Origin of the sequence: Microcystis sp. M049S2 (genome assembly GCF_020245625.1) — a bacterium.
Classification (GTDB): Bacteria; Cyanobacteriota; Cyanobacteriia; order Cyanobacteriales; family Microcystaceae; genus Microcystis; species Microcystis ichthyoblabe_A.
Genome location: NZ_JADBUN010000006.1, coordinates 1 through 15,923, shown reverse-complemented (window position 1 = coordinate 15,923; position 15,923 = coordinate 1). Strand labels below are relative to the sequence as shown.

The following is a 15,923-nucleotide window of genomic DNA, read 5'->3' as shown; positions in this document are numbered from 1 at the left end:
TCCACCTAGGGCCATGAAGGCGCAGGGGAAGAGTAGTAAACCAGACCAACCGATGAAGACGAAACGGTCTCTTTTGAGCCAGTCATCGAGAGCATCAAACAGCCCTCTTTCTGGGGCGCGTCCGACAGCAATGGTCATGGGGGTTTTCTCCGAAAAATGTATATTATTGCTAAGATTCCGCGCCCTCTTCTCCATCTATCCGAGCAGGCGAGCAGATGTGTGGAAGAATTGTGAGAAATCTTTACTTTTCTTAACTTACACTATATTGGAAAAAATGACCAATATTTTTTAGGTCGATCTTAAGAAAATCTAAAAATTTTCGGGAGACTACTTGCTGGGCGACGTTCGGCGAAGCTCAGTCGAGCCGTTGCGGGGGGAGATGGGGGTTTGGGGAGATGGGGAGATATGCCGCCTCAATTGCTTGGTATTGTCGTCTTCACGTCTTTAGTGGAATGCTGGACACCTCTGTGGGGTAATTCTCCCCAAATTGAGGTGATTAAACCGCACGGTGCGCTATTAAGTCCTATTAAGGGGTGTTAGACCGATGGCAGTGGGATACTATAATAGAGGAGGTTGCTCGACCGCAGGGGGCGGTATAATTGATGGCTGGGCTGAACAAGAAGGAGAATTCATTTACAAAGATGATATTCTGAACCTGATAAAGCAATCACCACTTGAGATTGATACTGAAATACAAATGACTGGAAAGCCCCCAACAATGGCTAACTCCGAATTTCTCACGAACAAGGAACAGGGTGATTGGGCTGAAACAATCGTCTTTAAGGCAGTCAATGAATATTCTGGTGATTATTTTGCTGTTAAATATGGGCGTTCCGAATCAATAGCCGCAGGTGATGATGGATTTGCTGATTTCTATATGGAATATCAGAGTGAACTTAATGCGATAGGTAAGAGGCCAGATATCTTGATATTTAAGGTCAGAGACTTTCCGGATGGAAGTATTGACATTGAAAATGATCAGCACATAAGACAGGCTGTGGCTGCGATTGAAGTAAGATCAAGTTCTTTTTTAGCAGACAAATATGCGGCATTCATGAGGGACAGACAAGATCGGGCCATTAAAAAATGCGACGAAATTAGACGAGACATAATCAATACCGACCTGGGTGATCTATTAAGGCGAAAAAACCAGACAATTTACAATCTAATGTTAAATGCTACAGATGACACCTTTAGAGAATTAGACTTTCGTTGTCCGTCATGGTCATCAACAAAAGAGTTAAGAAATCTAACGGAATTACTGAAGAATCTCAAAGAAAAAATAAAAATACTGCACAAACGCGATTATTTGAGCATTACGCCAAAAATTGAAGATGTTGCCTTGGTCAACAGGTGGATTCAGAAATATAATGTCAAGCATTTTTATCTACAAGTATTTTTTGACAAGGCATATATAATATCATTTAAAGATATTTTGGCACTGGTTTCAAACGATAACAATGATGGAAATAATTTTTCAATAGAAAGAGATGTAAAAAATCAAGGCAAAACTACGATCAAGATCAATGTGCAAATTGGGAAAGAAGTCCTTGGAAAAATTGATATGCCTGAACATAAATCGGCTCTGAAAGAATTAGATAGGGGTCGTCTGCTTTTTTATGTGACTTTTGCAGGCGGCAAGGGATACCTTGATAATAAAATATTTCTAAGGGATGTTATTAATGCGTGAGTTAAAATATATAGCTGAAACTCCACTTAATCATAGGAAGGATTACGGACAGTTTTTTACACCTATGTGCGTTGCTCGCCTCATGGTACAGTGGGTTTTAAAAGATAATCCAGAAACAGTATTAGACCCAGCGTTTGGCTTAGGCGTTTTTTATGATGAAGCAATAAAAATACCTTCAGGTAATCAAGTACATTTCATGGGATATGAGATTGATAGAAATATATTTGAGTTTCTTAATCCTAAGGGTGACAGTCCTTATTTGAGAGTTATCAATAGTGATTACCTCGAAGCTGAAACTGAAAAATTTGACGGTATCATTTGTAATCCACCATATATGCGATTTCAGAAATTTCTTAAGCGTCATGATATATTACCAAAAATTGAAGAAAAAATAGGGAAGAAACTTATTGGTTACTCTAATATCTCTTCCGTATTCCTTGTCAAGTCTTTAAGAGAACTTAAAATTAATGGTAACTTGGCGTATATTATGCCTTTTGAATTTTTTAATACTGGCTACGGAAAAGAAATAAAAAAAAGTCTCCTTGAAAATCATTTATTGAAGCAAATAATAATCTTTGCCAATGAAAAAGAAATTTTCCCAGAGGCAACGACAACCGTTTGTGTGCTTCTTTGTAAAAATGACGGAAAAAAAGAAACCATTAAAATTTTACAGATCAAAAAAATTGATGAAATAGATAAAATATCTGATATTAGTAAATTCTATCAGTGGGAAATCGAACCATCGAATTTACCATACAACCAAAAGTGGACACCTATCATTTCATCATTGTTCACTGAACAACTATCTCCAAATGGCTTCTGTAAGTTGTCCCTATACGGTACGTTTACGAGAGGTATTGCTACTGGCGCAAATGAATTTTTTGCGTTAAAAAAATCAAAAATTGAGCAACGGAAGTTAAGTGATAACAATATTTGTAAGTGTATTACAAAAAGCTCTCAAATCCGCAAAGCAGTATTTACTGAGCATGATTTTAATATACTATACAATGAGGATAAGCCAGTCCATTGTTTAGATGTAAAAGATCACGACAACTCTGAAATACGAAATTACATAAAAGAAGGCGAAAAATTGGGATACCATGGGAGGTATCTTACAAAAACAAGGAACACCTGGTACAAAATTGAAAAGAGAAAACCGGCTCCAATTTTATTCGGTGTCTTTAGCAGGGGCAGGTTAAAAGTAATACGCAATTTCACAACAGCAATAAATTTTACCTGCTTTCATTCCTTTTATCCAAATAAATTCGGAGAACAATGTATTAATAAATTATTTGTGTATTTGCTCAGTGATATTGGACAGGAAATAATAAAAATCAATAAACGAAGTTATGGTGATGAATTAGACAAGTTTGAACCAAGGGATTTGAATGATAGCTTATGTCCAAGCCAGAAACAATTTGAAATGATCAGTGATGAAGATGCTGAAGAAGTAATTAGCATTGCACAAAATGATCACCAAAAAGCAATTCTCATGAGTAATGCTCTGATCAAAAGACTTATGGACTCCCAACAATGCGCTGCACCGGACGGCAATTCCGCTGCGCTCCATAGTGCGATCGCCGTTGTGCTGTAGCTGTAGGGTGCGTTCCCTAATCTGGCTTCTACTGCTGCACCGATAGATTTTGGGGAACGCATCATGCTCATTCATTGAAGCAAGTGATTGCCAGCTAACAACGCCTCTGCACACCGACTACCGAGAGTTAATCGGTGATGACGCTAGGGTTATCCCCACAGTGAACAGCAATCAGTGAACTGAAAACTCACCACTGATCACTGACTTCCCAACCCCTGCTATACAATGGTTTTTGACTTGTTTTTTGGAAGGGAACGCTAAACTATGTATTCGATCGATATTACCCTGAAACTCTCGCCCATCCCCATTTCCGTGCAGCGCAAGGAAGAAGCAGGAGCAGACTCTTTGTATCAAACAATTACTAACGCTATGCGATCGCCGAATCCAGAATTATTAGAATTAACCTGCGAAAAACAAACCGATAAAAAGGTGGCGGTTTTGAGCGATCAGATCAGTGCGGTGATTGTGTCACAAAAATCCGGGGCTGCCTCCACCGGCAGAGTGCCGGGGTTTGTCACCTTAGCCACAGAATAGTTCTTTAATCAGTTATCAGTGAGCAGTAATCAGTAATCAGTGAAAAGAAAACGGCAACCGCCTACATAACACTTTCCACTGAAAACTCAAAACTCAAAACTGATAACTGATAAGCTGTTCATAATTTAAATTGCTTGTTGAGACGAGGCAAGAGGCACTCTTGCAAGAGGCAACAGTAAAGGGATTGGAGGAGATTGGGCTGATCATTAAGAATAAGTGGTTTAAATAGGGTTTGCGGCAAAAAGTACGGGCGAAGCATTCGGATAGAAAATCTACGGTTTCATCGATAGGTTATTGCCCGAATGCTTCGCCCCTACAGGACTCGGGCCGATGAAGACGCAAGGTTTGGAAGCACGATTCTCTCAAAATCTTGTACCTGTGGGAGCAAGAAAAGCCACAAAACCCCTATCTTGCCTACATTTCACATTTATTCAGCAAGCCCTAAATAAGTCTTAGCTTAACTGATAACTGATAACTGATAACTGATAATTCATGACTATAAAAGTAACAGACCTCTGCTTTAGCTGGCCGAATGGGAAATCAGTATTAAATGGCTGCTCTTTGCAAGTTCCTAGAGGGGAATTTTGGATGTTGTTGGGGACAAATGGCAGCGGTAAATCAACCCTGCTGCGGCTCTTAGCGGGATTATTAAAACCCAGTCGCGGGGAAATAGAGATACCTAACCCCCTCGGTTTTGTTTTTCAAAATCCCGACCATCAGTTAGTTATGCCAACAGTGGGGGCAGATGTGGCCTTTGGGTTGGTATCCGAGGGTTTATCCACGCCGGCAATTCGGGCGCGGGTGCGGGAATCCCTAGGGGCGGTGAATTTATTAGAAATGGAAAAACGACCGATCTATGCTCTCAGTGGCGGACAAAAGCAAAGAATCGCCATTGCGGGGGCTTTAGCTCGTCATTGCGAGGTTTTGCTCTTTGATGAACCCACCGCCCTTTTGGATGGGGATACCCAAATAGAATTAGTCTCTCAAGTGCAGAAATTGGTCAAAAACCGAGGTATTACGGCCCTTTGGGTGACTCATCGCCTGGAGGAATTGGATTACAGCGATGGGGCATTTTTGTTAGAGGGTGGCAAGGTAACGGATCGGGGAAATGCCCTAGACTTAAAAGCGAGATTATTGGCCAGTGCGGCGGTTGAATCTTAAATTTTTTGTTAATATCATTAGGATGCTGTTTTTTAGAACTGCCCTTAATGCCACACAAATTACTCTCAAAGCCATGGTTAATTCTTCTGATCGTTCCCTTCTGCTGGTTGACGGCTACAACGTCATCGGCGCTTGGCCGTCCCTGAAAAAAATTAGCGATCGCCACGGTCTCGAACCAGCGCGAGACAAGTTAATTGAAACCCTAATCGGTTACACCCACCATCAGGGTTATCAAACCCAAATCGTCTTCGATTCCTACCTTCAAGATACCCCCGGCAGCCAGGAACGCTACACTAACCATTTATCGGTTTATTTTACCGCCCACGCTCAAACCGCCGACACCTATATAGAGAAAACCTGCGCCGATTTTTGGCACGATCGCGCCCCAGCTATCGGACGGATTATCGTCGCTACCTCTGATAATGCCCAAAAAATGACCGTTATGGGTTATGGAGCCCACTGGATTTCCGCTCAACGTCTGGAAGTCGAGGTGGATTTAACCGGTCGTCGTCTGAGAAAATCCCAGAGTTCTTCTCAAAGTCCCAAAGGGCGTTTTTTATTCCATTCTCTCGATGCTCAGGTGCAACAGAAATTAGAGAAAATGCGCCACGGAATTAGTTATCAAAAACCTTGACAAATTACCCCAAATATGTATCGACAAAATCCCCAGTAGAGGCACAGGTAACTGTGTCTCTAAGCTTTTCAAGGTCAGTTGCGGTCTGGGGGATTTTGTCAAAAGCCGGCCGATCTAAACTACTCGTTTCACAGCTGCAATTCTGCCAAACCTAAATAATAAATTCCCGTGGGTGTCACTTGGAAGCGACAGGGTAAAACCTTGACTCCTTTAGCCACTGCTTGACGCAATAACTGCCCGTATTTAGCATCCTTACTATCCCCCGGAGCAAACCGGTCACAATCACCCCGATTAATAAAGTAGAGCATAATCGCCTCCGCTGCCGGCAATAAATCCATTAATTCCTGTAAATGCTTCTGTCCTCGCGTGGTGACAGTATCGGGAAAAAGTGCCGTTTCTCCCTGATTCCAAGTGGTATTTTTAACCTCGATATAGGTGAGGGAATTATCACCATGGGTCAAAAGAAAATCAATTCTACTGCCATTATTTTGACCGTAGGCCACTTCCGATCGCACCTCGGTGTCATTTTTGACCAAATCGGGAAAAACTCCTTGCAACAGGGCATTTTTCACCACCTGATTAGGAAGATTGGTATTAACTCCCACCCAAGTCTCCCCCAGTTGAATCATCTCCCAGGTATAAGCTAATTTTCGCTTCGGGTTATCACTGCGAGAAAGATAAACCGGTTGACCCTCTACGCATACATCGGTCATCGGTCCGGTATTAGCGCAATGGGCCGTAATTAATTCTCCGTTGTCCAGTTGTATATCGGCAAAAAAGCGTTTGTAACGTTTAATTAAAATACCCTTGACAAGAGAAGGGTAAGTGTGAACTAACAAAGAAGTCATCAAATTTTCGCTAGGCTATATAAGGTAAAGAATAGCCTTTTTTTGGGAGCTTAACCTGAAGACAGTAGATAGGGATTTAGGGAGATAGGGAGATGGGGAAATTTCGGCTAAATTCCCCACTACCCCACCACCCCACCACCCAATTCATAATTCATAATTCATAATTCATAATTCCCAACCCCCAACCCCTATTCCCGAAAAACTGATAACCGCTCAGGTACAATAAAACCTTGAGGCTTAATAGACATTGAGATTATGGGTAACACTTTCGGACGACTATTTCGGGTTTCCACTTTTGGAGAATCTCACGGGGGTGGGGTAGGAGTGGTTATCGATGGTTGTCCTCCGCGCTTAGAAATTTCCGAAGAGGAGATTCAAATCGATTTAGACCGTCGCAAACCGGGACAAAGCAGAATCGTGACCCCGCGTCGGGAAAATGACATTTGTGAGATAATTTCCGGCGTTTTTGAGGGTAAAACCCTCGGTACACCGATCGCTATTCTAGTGCGGAATCAGGATGCTCGTTCGCAAGATTACAACGAAATGGCCGAGAAATTCCGACCTTCCCATGCGGATGCCACCTACGAAGCAAAATACGGCATTCGCAACTGGAAAGGAGGAGGCAGATCTTCGGCCCGAGAAACCATCGGCCGGGTGGCCGCAGCAGCGATCGCTAAAAAAATCCTTAAATCTGTCTATAATGTCGAGATTATCGGCTATGTGAAGCGAATTAAAGATATTGAGGCAATCATCGACCCCAACACCGTCACCCTCGACGAGGTGGAAAGTAATATAGTGCGTTGTCCCAACGGGGAAACGGCCGCCCAAATGATCGCCCTGATCGACCAAATTCGCCTGAATAAGGACTCGATCGGCGGTGTGGTGGAATGTGTAGCCAGAAATGTGCCGAAAGGTCTAGGAGAACCCGTTTTTGATAAGCTAGAAGCCGATTTAGCTAAGGGGATGATGTCCTTACCTGCGAGCAAGGGATTTGAAATCGGATCGGGATTCGCGGGAACCTTCTTAACCGGCAGCGAACACAATGACGAGTATTTTATCGATGATAACGGGGAAATTCGCACCAATAGCAATCGTTCGGGGGGCATTCAAGGGGGAATCAGTAACGGTGAAAATATTATTATCCGCATCGCTTTTAAACCCACCGCAACTATCGGTAAAGAACAAAAAACCGTGACGCGCACCGGGGAAGAAACCACCCTGGCAGCCAAAGGAAGACACGATCCTTGTGTTTTACCCCGAGCGGTCCCGATGGTAGAAGCGATGATGGCTTTGGTATTATGCGATCATCTGCTCCGTTTTCAGGGACAATGTACGATTAGCGATCGCTTTTTCTAAACCTTTACCCGCGATGAAATTTTTATTCCTTCATTCCAATTTTCCCGCCCAATTTCGCCATTTAATCACGGTTTTGGCTCAAGACCCCGGAAATCAAGTGATTTTCGGCACTACCAGGCAAGAGGGAGAGATAGCGGGGGTAAAAAAATTTATTTACAAGGAAAGTCGCGCTGTTTCTCCCCAAACCCATCATTATGTCCGTCCCCTCGAAAGTGCGGTTTTACAAGGTCAAGCGGTTTATGCTGTTTGCCAACAACTGAAAAATCAAGGATTTTATCCCGATATTGTCTATGCACATTCTGGCTGGGGGCCGGGTCTATTTATCAAGGATATTTTCCCGAAAACTAAGTTTTTAGCCTATTTTGAATGGTTTTATCATGCCCATGGTTCCGATGCTGATTTTGATCCGGCGGATCCCCTTAATGCTGATGCCGAAGCCCGGATTAGAATTAAAAATGCGACGATCCTCATCGATATGGTCAGTTGCGATCGAGGTTTATCGCCGACTATCTGGCAAAAACAACAATTTCCCAGCGAATTTCACTCGAAACTGACGGTTTTGCACGATGGCATCGATACGGACTATTTCTGTCCCCGTCCCGATGTGCAGTTAGTCATTCCAGAGATAGGTTTAGATTTATCCGGTGTTAAGGAGATTGTCACCTATGCAACCCGGGGAATGGAACCTTATCGCGGTTTTCCTCAATTTATGACGGCTGTTTCCCTAATTTTAGCCCGTCGGCCTAACTGTCATATCGTGATTGTCGGTGAGGATCGAGTCGCTTATGGAAAAACTCTACCGGACGGCAAAACCTATAAACAATTGATGTTAGAAAGCCTTTCTTTGGATTTATCCCGGGTGCATTTTACCGGTTCTCTGCCCTACGGTCAATATAAACAGGTTTTACAGGCATCGGCAGCCCATATCTATCTTACTCGTCCTTTTGTGCTTTCTTGGTCAATGTTAGAGGCTATGGCCATGGGTTGCGTCGTGATTGGTTCCGATACTCCCCCCGTGCGAGAATTAATTACTGATGGGGAAAATGGTTTATTAGTGGATTTCTTTTCTCCTCAACAAATAGCCGACCGCGTGGATGAAGTGTTAAATTATCCCCAGGGTTGGCAAAATCTGCGTTTAAATGCCAGGGAAACTATCAAGCAACGCTACGACCTCAAGCAATGTTTACAGGATCATCTAGATTGGTTATTGAGTTGATGAAATGAGAGCATTTTCCCAAAAATACTGTCTTTCAAAGGATTCATATCGCTATTAAATTCTTTCTCTTACAATCCTAATTCCTTCCCAAGCAGGAATATTACCTGCTCGTCTTTCTTCTAATAATACGGAGGCGATGAAACGGTTAAATACTTGTTCCCTTGTGATAAAATATTGAAAATTTAATTCTTGGCATTCTGCAACTGTTAAGTTAACCTGATATAATAATTCTTCATTTTTAGATGCTGCTTCGTAAATATCTGGGAATAGATACCAAGCAATACCGATCTTATTTACAAGTTGCTGCCATGAGGATAAATTGTCAATAGAGGGATAAAGCGTTTGAATATTAAGAGAACTTAGATAATCTTCAACAATCAAAGATATACCATCGGTAGGGTCGAGATTTAAATTGAGTCTAATCCTACAATAACTAATATAATCAGCGACATAAAACAAGAGAAACCCAAACCCAAGCACAAGCACAAGCCCAAGCCCAAGCCCAAGCCCAAGCCCAAGCTCAAGCTCAAGCCCAAGCACAAGCACAAGCAGAAGCACATACACAAGCACAAGCACATACACAGGCACAAGCACAAGCACAAGCATAAGCACATACACAAGCACAGGCTCAAGCTTAGTCCAAAATGGCAACAATTTATATAGCGAAAATTGATATAAAAATTGACCAATCATGCCATCCATTACTTTACCAAGTTTCTCTTTTGAAAAAAACAAGATTTTTTCTTTAATCTTTAGCCACTTTTCTGGCTCTAAATAAACCATTCTTGATGTCAAATTTTCCTGACACCAGTAACCGACTAAATTTTCCTCCTCTGTTTCCATTTCTAAAAATTCCTCAGCTTCTTGTAGAGTAGGAATTCTATACTTAAATTCTGGTTTAAAATGCTGTGGATGTTGGGTTAACCATTCACAAAACGCTTCAGCGTCACTGGCTTTCACACCAGTAATCGGCTTTAAAATATCTTCAGATACAACTGAATCGGTTTGCCAATCAAGAGGCTGATGATTTTTACCAAGTTTTTTCCTTTCATCAATAAATAGCTGATACTCTGCACAGGTAATATAGCTAGTATCAATGGCGATACTATCATCAAGAGGAATCAGCTTACTCAATCTTCTGGAGAGTTGAACATGAGCGAGTAACTCAAAATTGACTGTCTCTGTCATCGGTTTTCCCATCCTTGTATCCATAATTGATTAAACCTTTGTCTCACTTCTGGCGAACAACTTTTGCCTTCTTCTAAGCAATCCATCGCTAGACTAATTGAGGTAATATTAGGATTATTTATTGCCGCAAGAATTAGATTACTAATATCATTTTTTGCCGCATATAAACGAATTGTTTCCGCCCACCAATTATGATTTATGTTTTGAATCAATAAATCTTCTTGATTTAATTCTTGGATTTGAACTGAGGCTAAATATTCCTGAAAACTGAGGTGAGCAAAAATATAAAAACTGTCATCTTTTTTGGTCAATAAACCCGAAATTTTTTCAATATTCTCAAAAAAGTCTTCGGGTTTAACTTCCGTCTTAGCTACTGCTGCTAAAGAACTTTTGATAATTTCTTGACCTTGAGCTAAGGAAAACTCACGGATTCCCCTTTTCATTAACTCTAAAGCTAATACCTGTAATACTGCTTTTTTCTGAGTTAAATTTAGTTTGATAGAATCAGTCATTCCTTTAGCTTCTATTCGCCTTGTCAATAAGACCTCACAAATTTCTGCATACAATTCTACTCGATTTCCTGGCAACGCTCCTCGATTATCATGAACTGTAGCAATCATAGTTAATAATAAAGGATTGAGTGCCATTGCTGCTAAAGGAGCCGATTTTTTGATTATCTGCATTAAATTATTAGCTTTTCTTTGTGCTTCTGCGCGTAAACCTGCATCTTCCTTTCGCACTTGGCGCAATATTTCATTTTGTAAATACCAATTCTGAAAAAACCTTTCAACTTGTTTTAGGTTAAAAGACTGAACTTCGAGAAAAGTTCTAATTTGTTGTAACCATTCAGCTTGATAACCATGACGGCGCGAAGTGATAATAAAAGTAGTTTCAGGATAAACCTGCATTTGCTTGTCTATCCATTGACTAACCTGCTGGCGGTCACTTTCTTTGGCGATTTCATCTAATCCATCAAACATAATCAAGCATTTACCCTCTTTTAATTGCTCTTCAAACCATTGAAGCTGCGGATTGAGCTTGAGGGGTAATGTTGGGCTTTTTAATTGTTCAGTAATAATTTGTGCCAAACTAGATGATTCTTGATGGATAATCTCTTTACTAAGAGTATGAAGTATCAGTAATACCGGAATTAATTTAGGCGCTTTGCGATGCTGACGGCTTTGCTTGTTTTGAGCGTATGTTAGGGCGATATGCTTTAATAAAGTGGTTTTTCCTGAACCTGGTGCGCCTAAAATAGCAATGCGTTTATAAGCAGATTGTGTGGTAATTTGTGCTAAAAAATCCCAAATATTTTTTAAATTGCTTGTGGTTTCTTGTTGAGAAATAATAGCCGAAGATACCTTGTCTAGACTCTGAGGTAAAAATCGTAACTGGATATAGACATTTTCAAGATCGAGAATAAAGTTACCAGGTGTTTTTAAGCCTTGAGTTTGATAAGTACGATAGAGATAAACTAAAGTTTTATAATACTTTACTTGAAACTTTGCGGTTAATTGCCACCAAAATTGAATTGCGAAATTTTCCAGCCAATTAACAATTAAATCAGCCAGAGTATCCGTTTTCTGTTCCAATCTTGTTTCTACTTTATCGAAAACTAGGTTAATAACATCTTTGGCAAATTTTCCTCCAATCGCCAGAAAAATAACAGCGATACTAACCAATCCTGATACACTAGCTTCTATCCATTGCCCATTGCGAAGAAAATTGATAGTTACAGCAATTCCCACTCCTCCACTAGGCAATCCAGCCAATTTGAGGATAGTTTCAATTCTTCTTTGTCTTGCTGCTCGACGTTCCGTAATCCTTGCGTCCGGTTGAGACAGGGAGGATTGTTCTGATTCAGGTCCGATTTCTGGCATTGTCAATACGATTTAAATAAACCCTTTACCTACTAAATTTATCCTAAAATTTAGCATATAATACAGTAGTAGGGTGGGCAGTTACCTTACCAAAAGGGGGAATGTTGTGGAACTCGTTATCCCAGAAGAATCCTCGTTGAGAAAAAACCGATGGAACAACTGACCTTTCAACTGCAAGGATTGCGCTGTGCTGACTGTGAGTCCACTTGAGAGGAAATACTGCACTATTCTTATGATAGTCGTTGCTTTGGCGAAACCATCAAATTAATGCAGTCAGTCAGTGCTGCTATACCCAGTTTCCCTATCGACTAAAAATGAGTGAAGATTATTTAATTTATCTTGATATCTTTTGTTTAATACTAAATCTGGTTATTAAAGACTCATTATATATTGCTCCTTTTGCTCATTGCCTATTGCCTCTCCTGATATGTAGCCTATACTCAACGGATTTAGTATTATATGGTTATGTTGATTCAATAATTTTTATCCCTGCTCTAAATTCCCGCAGTGCTTGAGCATGATTTTCTGTATTAATACAGCGCATCAATAAGCCTACATCTAAACTCGGTAAAAGTTGCGATTTACTAACAGCTTCATATCCCTCATTTCCTAAACTATAAAACAATAACTCATCATTCATCCAAAACCAAACTTCGGGAATTTGTAACCGTTTGTATGCTTCCAGTTTATTAATTCCTCCACTACTAACAACCACCTCAATCACTAAATCAGGATGTTTTCTATTTGCTCCCAATTCATAGGATTTATCACCTTCTCTTTTAACCTTTTCAAATTCATTTTCTAAGGTGACAGAACCAGTAGGAGTAAAATCTAATCCCAAAAATTCTAAATAAATTTCTAGTAAAGCACCAATACGTTCTTTGATAGTTTCGTGTTTTTTCCCTGGCATTTTTCTAATCTCCAAAACTCCATCTAAAAAAGATAACTTTAACCCTGGGCGATCGATTAGCTGTTCAACAGCTTTAAATTCTCTCCAGGTTAAGTCACTAATTAAAATTGGTTCTGCTTCTCGTTCAATGAGTGTAGTTATCATAATTTAAACCCAAATTTAGAGCGTGAATTTTGTTCACTATGATATGATATAAAAACAGAGTATCATAAAAAACATCATGCAAGCATACAAACTCAAAGGAAAAATTGATCAATCTGGTAACTTGCTGATTACCGAACCCCTGAATTTACCCCCCGGAAACGTGGAAATTGTAGTTTGGGCAGCCACAGATACCCTTGATCATACCACAACCCCAACCACTGAATCAGCACCAGAAACACCAAAAAGAAAATCTAGGATCAAAGCATTTCAGGGTTTATTTGAAAATGCCCCTGCCATTCCGGCAGACTTTGATCCAGATCAAGCTAAATATGAATATTTAAAGGAGAAATATAACCTGTGAAAATCCTGATAAGTAGTCAGGCAAAATTCATTACCAGCCACAGAAGGCTGAAAGCCTTGCTAAACAAGGATCGCTATGGGTAAATAATTTTACCCAGATACTTAGATACTAATATCATTATTGATAATGGCTTAGAAAGAGAACCTTTTTGGAATGCAAGTGAACAAGTTTTATCACTAATTGAAAAAGGCACAATTGCCGGTTATATTTCCGCCTGGTAATGATTCGGTAGTAGTGGCGTAGCTCTCTTGCTTACCTAGTATGAATTGTGTAAAATATTTATCAATAAAAATAATTGGAACCCGATCAGTCTTTAAACCTCTAGCCTGATCATGACTTTTCTGATAAATATCTTTTTCTGGCTCCTGTCTGGCTTACTCAAATATCAGTCTAGCACCGAACAAAGTACCTCCCTAGTTCACCTCTATTCCCCTGTCGTAATTGTGGTTTTCACCATACTATCAAGAATGGTTCTACTCATAATGAAAAACCCAAACGTCAATGTAAAGAATGTGGTCGTCAGTTTGTGATCAATCCCACTAATAAAACCGTCTCTGACGAAACTAAACAATTAATTGATAAACTCTTGCTCGAACGAATTTCCTGACGAGGAATTGCTAGAGTAACAGGGGTAAGTTGGTCATGGTTACAAAATTATGTCAACGTCTCGACTTCGCGGTTAGGCTGAGCTCACCGTCGAAGCCTCGACGTTGACCCGTTCGGCTGAGCTCAGGCTTCGGCCGTGAGCTCAGCCGAAGGGTGGTCTTTTGTTTTTTCTAAAACGATAAAGGTTTATATTTGGCGGTTAATTGATAGAAAAACAAGAGAAATTATTGGTTGCTATTTAGGAGATAGGAGTCGTCAATCAGCCAAAAAACTTTGGGGCCAGTTTACCAGGTGTTTACCGACAATGCGCTGTTGCTTACACAGACTTTTGGGAGTCCTATAAGAGAGTAATTCCTAGTAAACGTCATCGACCAGTCGGAAAAGAAACTGGTCAAACTAATCCTATTGAAAGATTAAATAATAAGTAGGTAGCCGTTAAAAATTATCAGATGCCCCCCCTTATTAAGCTATCCATTAGTCACATCTTTCTTAACATAAAATTTGACAAAAAGAGAAAAGTGTGCAAGATGGCTCAAGGGGGTTCTATGGGGGACTAATTTGATAAGATAGTTTCCAAGTCTGGCTGATATCATGTAACCTTCGCAGTCCCAACCAAATAGTTTTAACACCTGGTTCACCGTTAACCCGTTCGGACCTCGGCGTGAGACTTCGGCGTGAGACTTCGGCGTGAGCTCAGTCGAACGCTCAGTCGAACGCTCGGTCGAACGCTGAGCTCACGGCCGAAGCCTGAGAGAAGCCGAAGGGTCACCTTTTCTACCTAAAAAACCCCCAAGAGAAGCAATCATTCTGACCGCTTCTCTAAAGGAGGGTGGCTTTTCAGGTGGCGGACTCTTTTTATGAATAGTGGCACACAAAGATTGCCATTCATGTTCTTCCAAAAAACTTTCACAACTCTCCTCTCCGTGTAAGCGTGCTTGACAGGGTAAGCTCATCTAATTTGGTATAAATTGTACTTGACAAAAATTTCTGAATAGGGTAACGAAATCGCCATAGCACCGTCCCGCACTGCCAGTACCCAGACTTAGCCCCTGCTACCTCTGTATAATTTATAATTAGCCTTAGTCTCACTGTTGTTCATGAAAATTAACGAGGAAATAGCTCATGGGTCAAGGTTTTTCCCCCGTTCTCCCCACTGGAAATAAAGCTCAACTAAAACCTGAGCTTCCTTTAACATCAATCAATGAAATTCAAGCTAGTTTATTGACTTATCTTCAAGATATTCCTGACCCGAGAGTGTCCCGAACCCAAAAACATTTATTAACCGATATTTTAGTCATTGCTATTTTAGCAGTTATAGCAGGAGCCGAAGGTTGGGAAGACATGGAAAATTATGGACTCAGTAAGCAGTGTTGGTTATCTGAGTTTTTAGAATTACCTAATGGCATTCCTTCTGATGATACTTTTCGGCGGGTTTTTGAACGGATTAACCCGGAAGCTTTGGCCAAAGTTTTGTCTCAATGGCTGCCCCATTTAATCGGTTCTCTTTCGGGGGAAATAGTTCCCATAGATGGGAAAAATCTCAGAGGTTCTTACGACCGTAATCAAGGAATTAAAGCCTTGCATTTAGTGACGGCTTGGGCGGGGGAGCAGAAATTAGTTTTAGGACAAGTCAAGGTGGAAGATAAATCCAATGAGATTACCGCTATTCCCGCTTTACTAGAACTGTTAGACCTTCAAGGGGCAATTATCACCCTAGATGCTATGGGAACTCAAACGGCGATTATTAATCATATTCAAGCCAAAAAAGCTGACTACGTTGTCGCCCTTAAAGCTAATCATC

The 15,923-nt window shown here is 40.7% G+C and carries 15 protein-coding genes and 4 pseudogenes; 13 read left to right on the top strand and 6 right to left on the bottom strand.

From position 1 onward, the window contains the following. Positions 1 to 138 (bottom strand): annotated as a pseudogene (locus tag IM496_RS00605) (photosystem II D2 protein (photosystem q(a) protein)); the annotation flags it as partial. A gap of 267 nt (positions 139 to 405) precedes the next feature. Here IM496_RS00605 and IM496_RS00600 point away from each other — a divergent pair. The 6 genes from IM496_RS00600 (at position 406) to IM496_RS00575 (ending at position 5,613) form a co-directional block, all read left to right on the top strand. Next, positions 406 to 540, top strand: coding sequence for a hypothetical protein (locus tag IM496_RS00600; RefSeq protein WP_287660941.1), 135 nt, complete (start codon positions 406 to 408; stop codon positions 538 to 540). Between the two features lie 4 nt (positions 541 to 544). Then, positions 545 to 1,690, top strand: a complete 1,146-nt coding sequence (locus IM496_RS00595; RefSeq protein ID WP_287660940.1) for an AccI family restriction endonuclease — start codon at positions 545 to 547, stop codon at positions 1,688 to 1,690. Next, positions 1,683 to 3,284, top strand: coding sequence for an HsdM family class I SAM-dependent methyltransferase (locus tag IM496_RS00590; protein WP_069474385.1), 1,602 nt, complete (start codon positions 1,683 to 1,685; stop codon positions 3,282 to 3,284). Before IM496_RS00595 ends, IM496_RS00590 begins: the two co-directional genes overlap by 8 nt. 264 nt (positions 3,285 to 3,548) lie before the next feature. Further along, on the top strand, positions 3,549 to 3,818 hold the full coding sequence (locus IM496_RS00585) for a UPF0367 protein family (protein ID WP_194017727.1): 270 nt from the start codon (positions 3,549 to 3,551) through the stop codon (positions 3,816 to 3,818). Between the two features lie 492 nt (positions 3,819 to 4,310). Continuing rightward, on the top strand, positions 4,311 to 4,979 hold the full coding sequence (locus tag IM496_RS00580; RefSeq protein WP_287660938.1) for an energy-coupling factor ABC transporter ATP-binding protein: 669 nt from the start codon (positions 4,311 to 4,313) through the stop codon (positions 4,977 to 4,979). A 73-nt stretch (positions 4,980 to 5,052) separates the two neighbouring features. Continuing rightward, on the top strand, positions 5,053 to 5,613 hold the full coding sequence (locus tag IM496_RS00575) for an NYN domain-containing protein (protein ID WP_036397084.1): 561 nt from the start codon (positions 5,053 to 5,055) through the stop codon (positions 5,611 to 5,613). Between the two features lie 128 nt (positions 5,614 to 5,741). On the opposite strand, the gene sfsA is transcribed toward IM496_RS00575, so the two are convergent. Continuing rightward, on the bottom strand, positions 5,742 to 6,461 hold the full coding sequence (gene sfsA / locus IM496_RS00570) for a DNA/RNA nuclease SfsA (RefSeq protein WP_110543304.1): 720 nt from the start codon (positions 6,459 to 6,461) through the stop codon (positions 5,742 to 5,744). A 255-nt stretch (positions 6,462 to 6,716) separates the two neighbouring features. On the opposite strand from sfsA, the gene aroC reads away from it, so the two are divergent. Together aroC and IM496_RS00560 are read left to right on the top strand one after the other, a co-directional pair. Further along, positions 6,717 to 7,817, top strand: a complete 1,101-nt coding sequence (aroC, locus tag IM496_RS00565) for a chorismate synthase (RefSeq protein WP_287660937.1) — start codon at positions 6,717 to 6,719, stop codon at positions 7,815 to 7,817. A 13-nt stretch (positions 7,818 to 7,830) separates the two neighbouring features. After that, on the top strand, positions 7,831 to 9,033 hold the full coding sequence (locus IM496_RS00560) for a glycosyltransferase family 4 protein (RefSeq protein WP_287660936.1): 1,203 nt from the start codon (positions 7,831 to 7,833) through the stop codon (positions 9,031 to 9,033). A gap of 54 nt (positions 9,034 to 9,087) precedes the next feature. Here IM496_RS00560 and IM496_RS00555 read toward each other — a convergent pair whose 3' ends face one another. The 3 genes from IM496_RS00555 to IM496_RS00545 form a co-directional block, all read right to left on the bottom strand. After that, entirely contained in the window at positions 9,088 to 10,221 is a 1,134-nt protein-coding gene (locus IM496_RS00555) for an SUMF1/EgtB/PvdO family nonheme iron enzyme (protein ID WP_287660935.1), read from the bottom strand. Next, positions 10,218 to 12,101, bottom strand: coding sequence for an NACHT domain-containing protein (locus tag IM496_RS00550; RefSeq protein ID WP_104395699.1), 1,884 nt, complete (start codon positions 12,099 to 12,101; stop codon positions 10,218 to 10,220). The genes IM496_RS00555 and IM496_RS00550 overlap by 4 nt, the downstream gene beginning before the upstream one ends. Before the next feature lie 463 nt (positions 12,102 to 12,564). Further along, positions 12,565 to 13,155 carry a Uma2 family endonuclease gene (locus IM496_RS00545; protein WP_002755005.1) on the bottom strand — a complete coding sequence of 197 codons (591 nt, stop codon included), beginning with the start codon at positions 13,153 to 13,155 and terminating at the stop codon, positions 12,565 to 12,567. Between the two features lie 76 nt (positions 13,156 to 13,231). On the opposite strand from IM496_RS00545, the gene IM496_RS00540 reads away from it, so the two are divergent. The 4 genes and pseudogenes from IM496_RS00540 to IM496_RS22580 form a co-directional block, all read left to right on the top strand. Then, complete coding sequence (locus IM496_RS00540) at positions 13,232 to 13,516, top strand: hypothetical protein (protein ID WP_002791965.1); 285 nt, start codon at positions 13,232 to 13,234, stop codon at positions 13,514 to 13,516. Positions 13,517 to 13,599: 83 nt separating this feature from the next. Next, positions 13,600 to 13,737 carry a PIN domain-containing protein gene (locus tag IM496_RS22235; RefSeq protein ID WP_353737613.1) on the top strand — a complete coding sequence of 46 codons (138 nt, stop codon included), beginning with the start codon at positions 13,600 to 13,602 and terminating at the stop codon, positions 13,735 to 13,737. 111 nt (positions 13,738 to 13,848) lie between these two features. Further along, positions 13,849 to 14,134, top strand: a pseudogene (locus IM496_RS22585) (IS1/IS1595 family N-terminal zinc-binding domain-containing protein); the annotation flags it as partial. 142 nt (positions 14,135 to 14,276) lie between these two features. Beyond that, a pseudogene (locus IM496_RS22580) lies at positions 14,277 to 14,522 on the top strand (IS1 family transposase); the annotation flags it as partial. A gap of 364 nt (positions 14,523 to 14,886) precedes the next feature. Here the strand turns inward: IM496_RS22580 and IM496_RS00530 are convergent. Further along, positions 14,887 to 15,069 (bottom strand): annotated as a pseudogene (locus IM496_RS00530) (IS4 family transposase); the annotation flags it as partial. A gap of 175 nt (positions 15,070 to 15,244) precedes the next feature. On the opposite strand from IM496_RS00530, the gene IM496_RS00525 reads away from it, so the two are divergent. Then, a partial coding sequence (locus IM496_RS00525; RefSeq protein WP_287660934.1) for an ISAs1 family transposase occupies positions 15,245 to 15,923 on the top strand: 679 nt, incomplete at its 3' end.

Excerpts from the sequence above, each read along its gene's own strand:
- IM496_RS00600 (WP_287660941.1), top strand. The coding sequence starts at position 406 with ATGCCGCCTCAATTGCTTGGTATTGTCGTCTTCACGTCTTTAGTGGAA.
- IM496_RS00595 (WP_287660940.1), top strand. The coding sequence starts at position 545 with ATGGCAGTGGGATACTATAATAGAGGAGGTTGCTCGACCGCAGGGGGC.
- IM496_RS00590 (WP_069474385.1), top strand. The coding sequence starts at position 1,683 with ATGCGTGAGTTAAAATATATAGCTGAAACTCCACTTAATCATAGGAAG.
- IM496_RS00585 (WP_194017727.1), top strand. The coding sequence starts at position 3,549 with ATGTATTCGATCGATATTACCCTGAAACTCTCGCCCATCCCCATTTCC.
- IM496_RS00580 (WP_287660938.1), top strand. The coding sequence starts at position 4,311 with ATGACTATAAAAGTAACAGACCTCTGCTTTAGCTGGCCGAATGGGAAA.
- IM496_RS00575 (WP_036397084.1), top strand. The coding sequence starts at position 5,053 with ATGGTTAATTCTTCTGATCGTTCCCTTCTGCTGGTTGACGGCTACAAC.
- sfsA (WP_110543304.1), bottom strand. The coding sequence starts at position 6,461 with ATGACTTCTTTGTTAGTTCACACTTACCCTTCTCTTGTCAAGGGTATT.
- aroC (WP_287660937.1), top strand. The coding sequence starts at position 6,717 with ATGGGTAACACTTTCGGACGACTATTTCGGGTTTCCACTTTTGGAGAA.
- IM496_RS00560 (WP_287660936.1), top strand. The coding sequence starts at position 7,831 with ATGAAATTTTTATTCCTTCATTCCAATTTTCCCGCCCAATTTCGCCAT.
- IM496_RS00555 (WP_287660935.1), bottom strand. The coding sequence starts at position 10,221 with ATGACAGAGACAGTCAATTTTGAGTTACTCGCTCATGTTCAACTCTCC.
- IM496_RS00550 (WP_104395699.1), bottom strand. The coding sequence starts at position 12,101 with ATGCCAGAAATCGGACCTGAATCAGAACAATCCTCCCTGTCTCAACCG.
- IM496_RS00545 (WP_002755005.1), bottom strand. The coding sequence starts at position 13,155 with ATGATAACTACACTCATTGAACGAGAAGCAGAACCAATTTTAATTAGT.
- IM496_RS00540 (WP_002791965.1), top strand. The coding sequence starts at position 13,232 with ATGCAAGCATACAAACTCAAAGGAAAAATTGATCAATCTGGTAACTTG.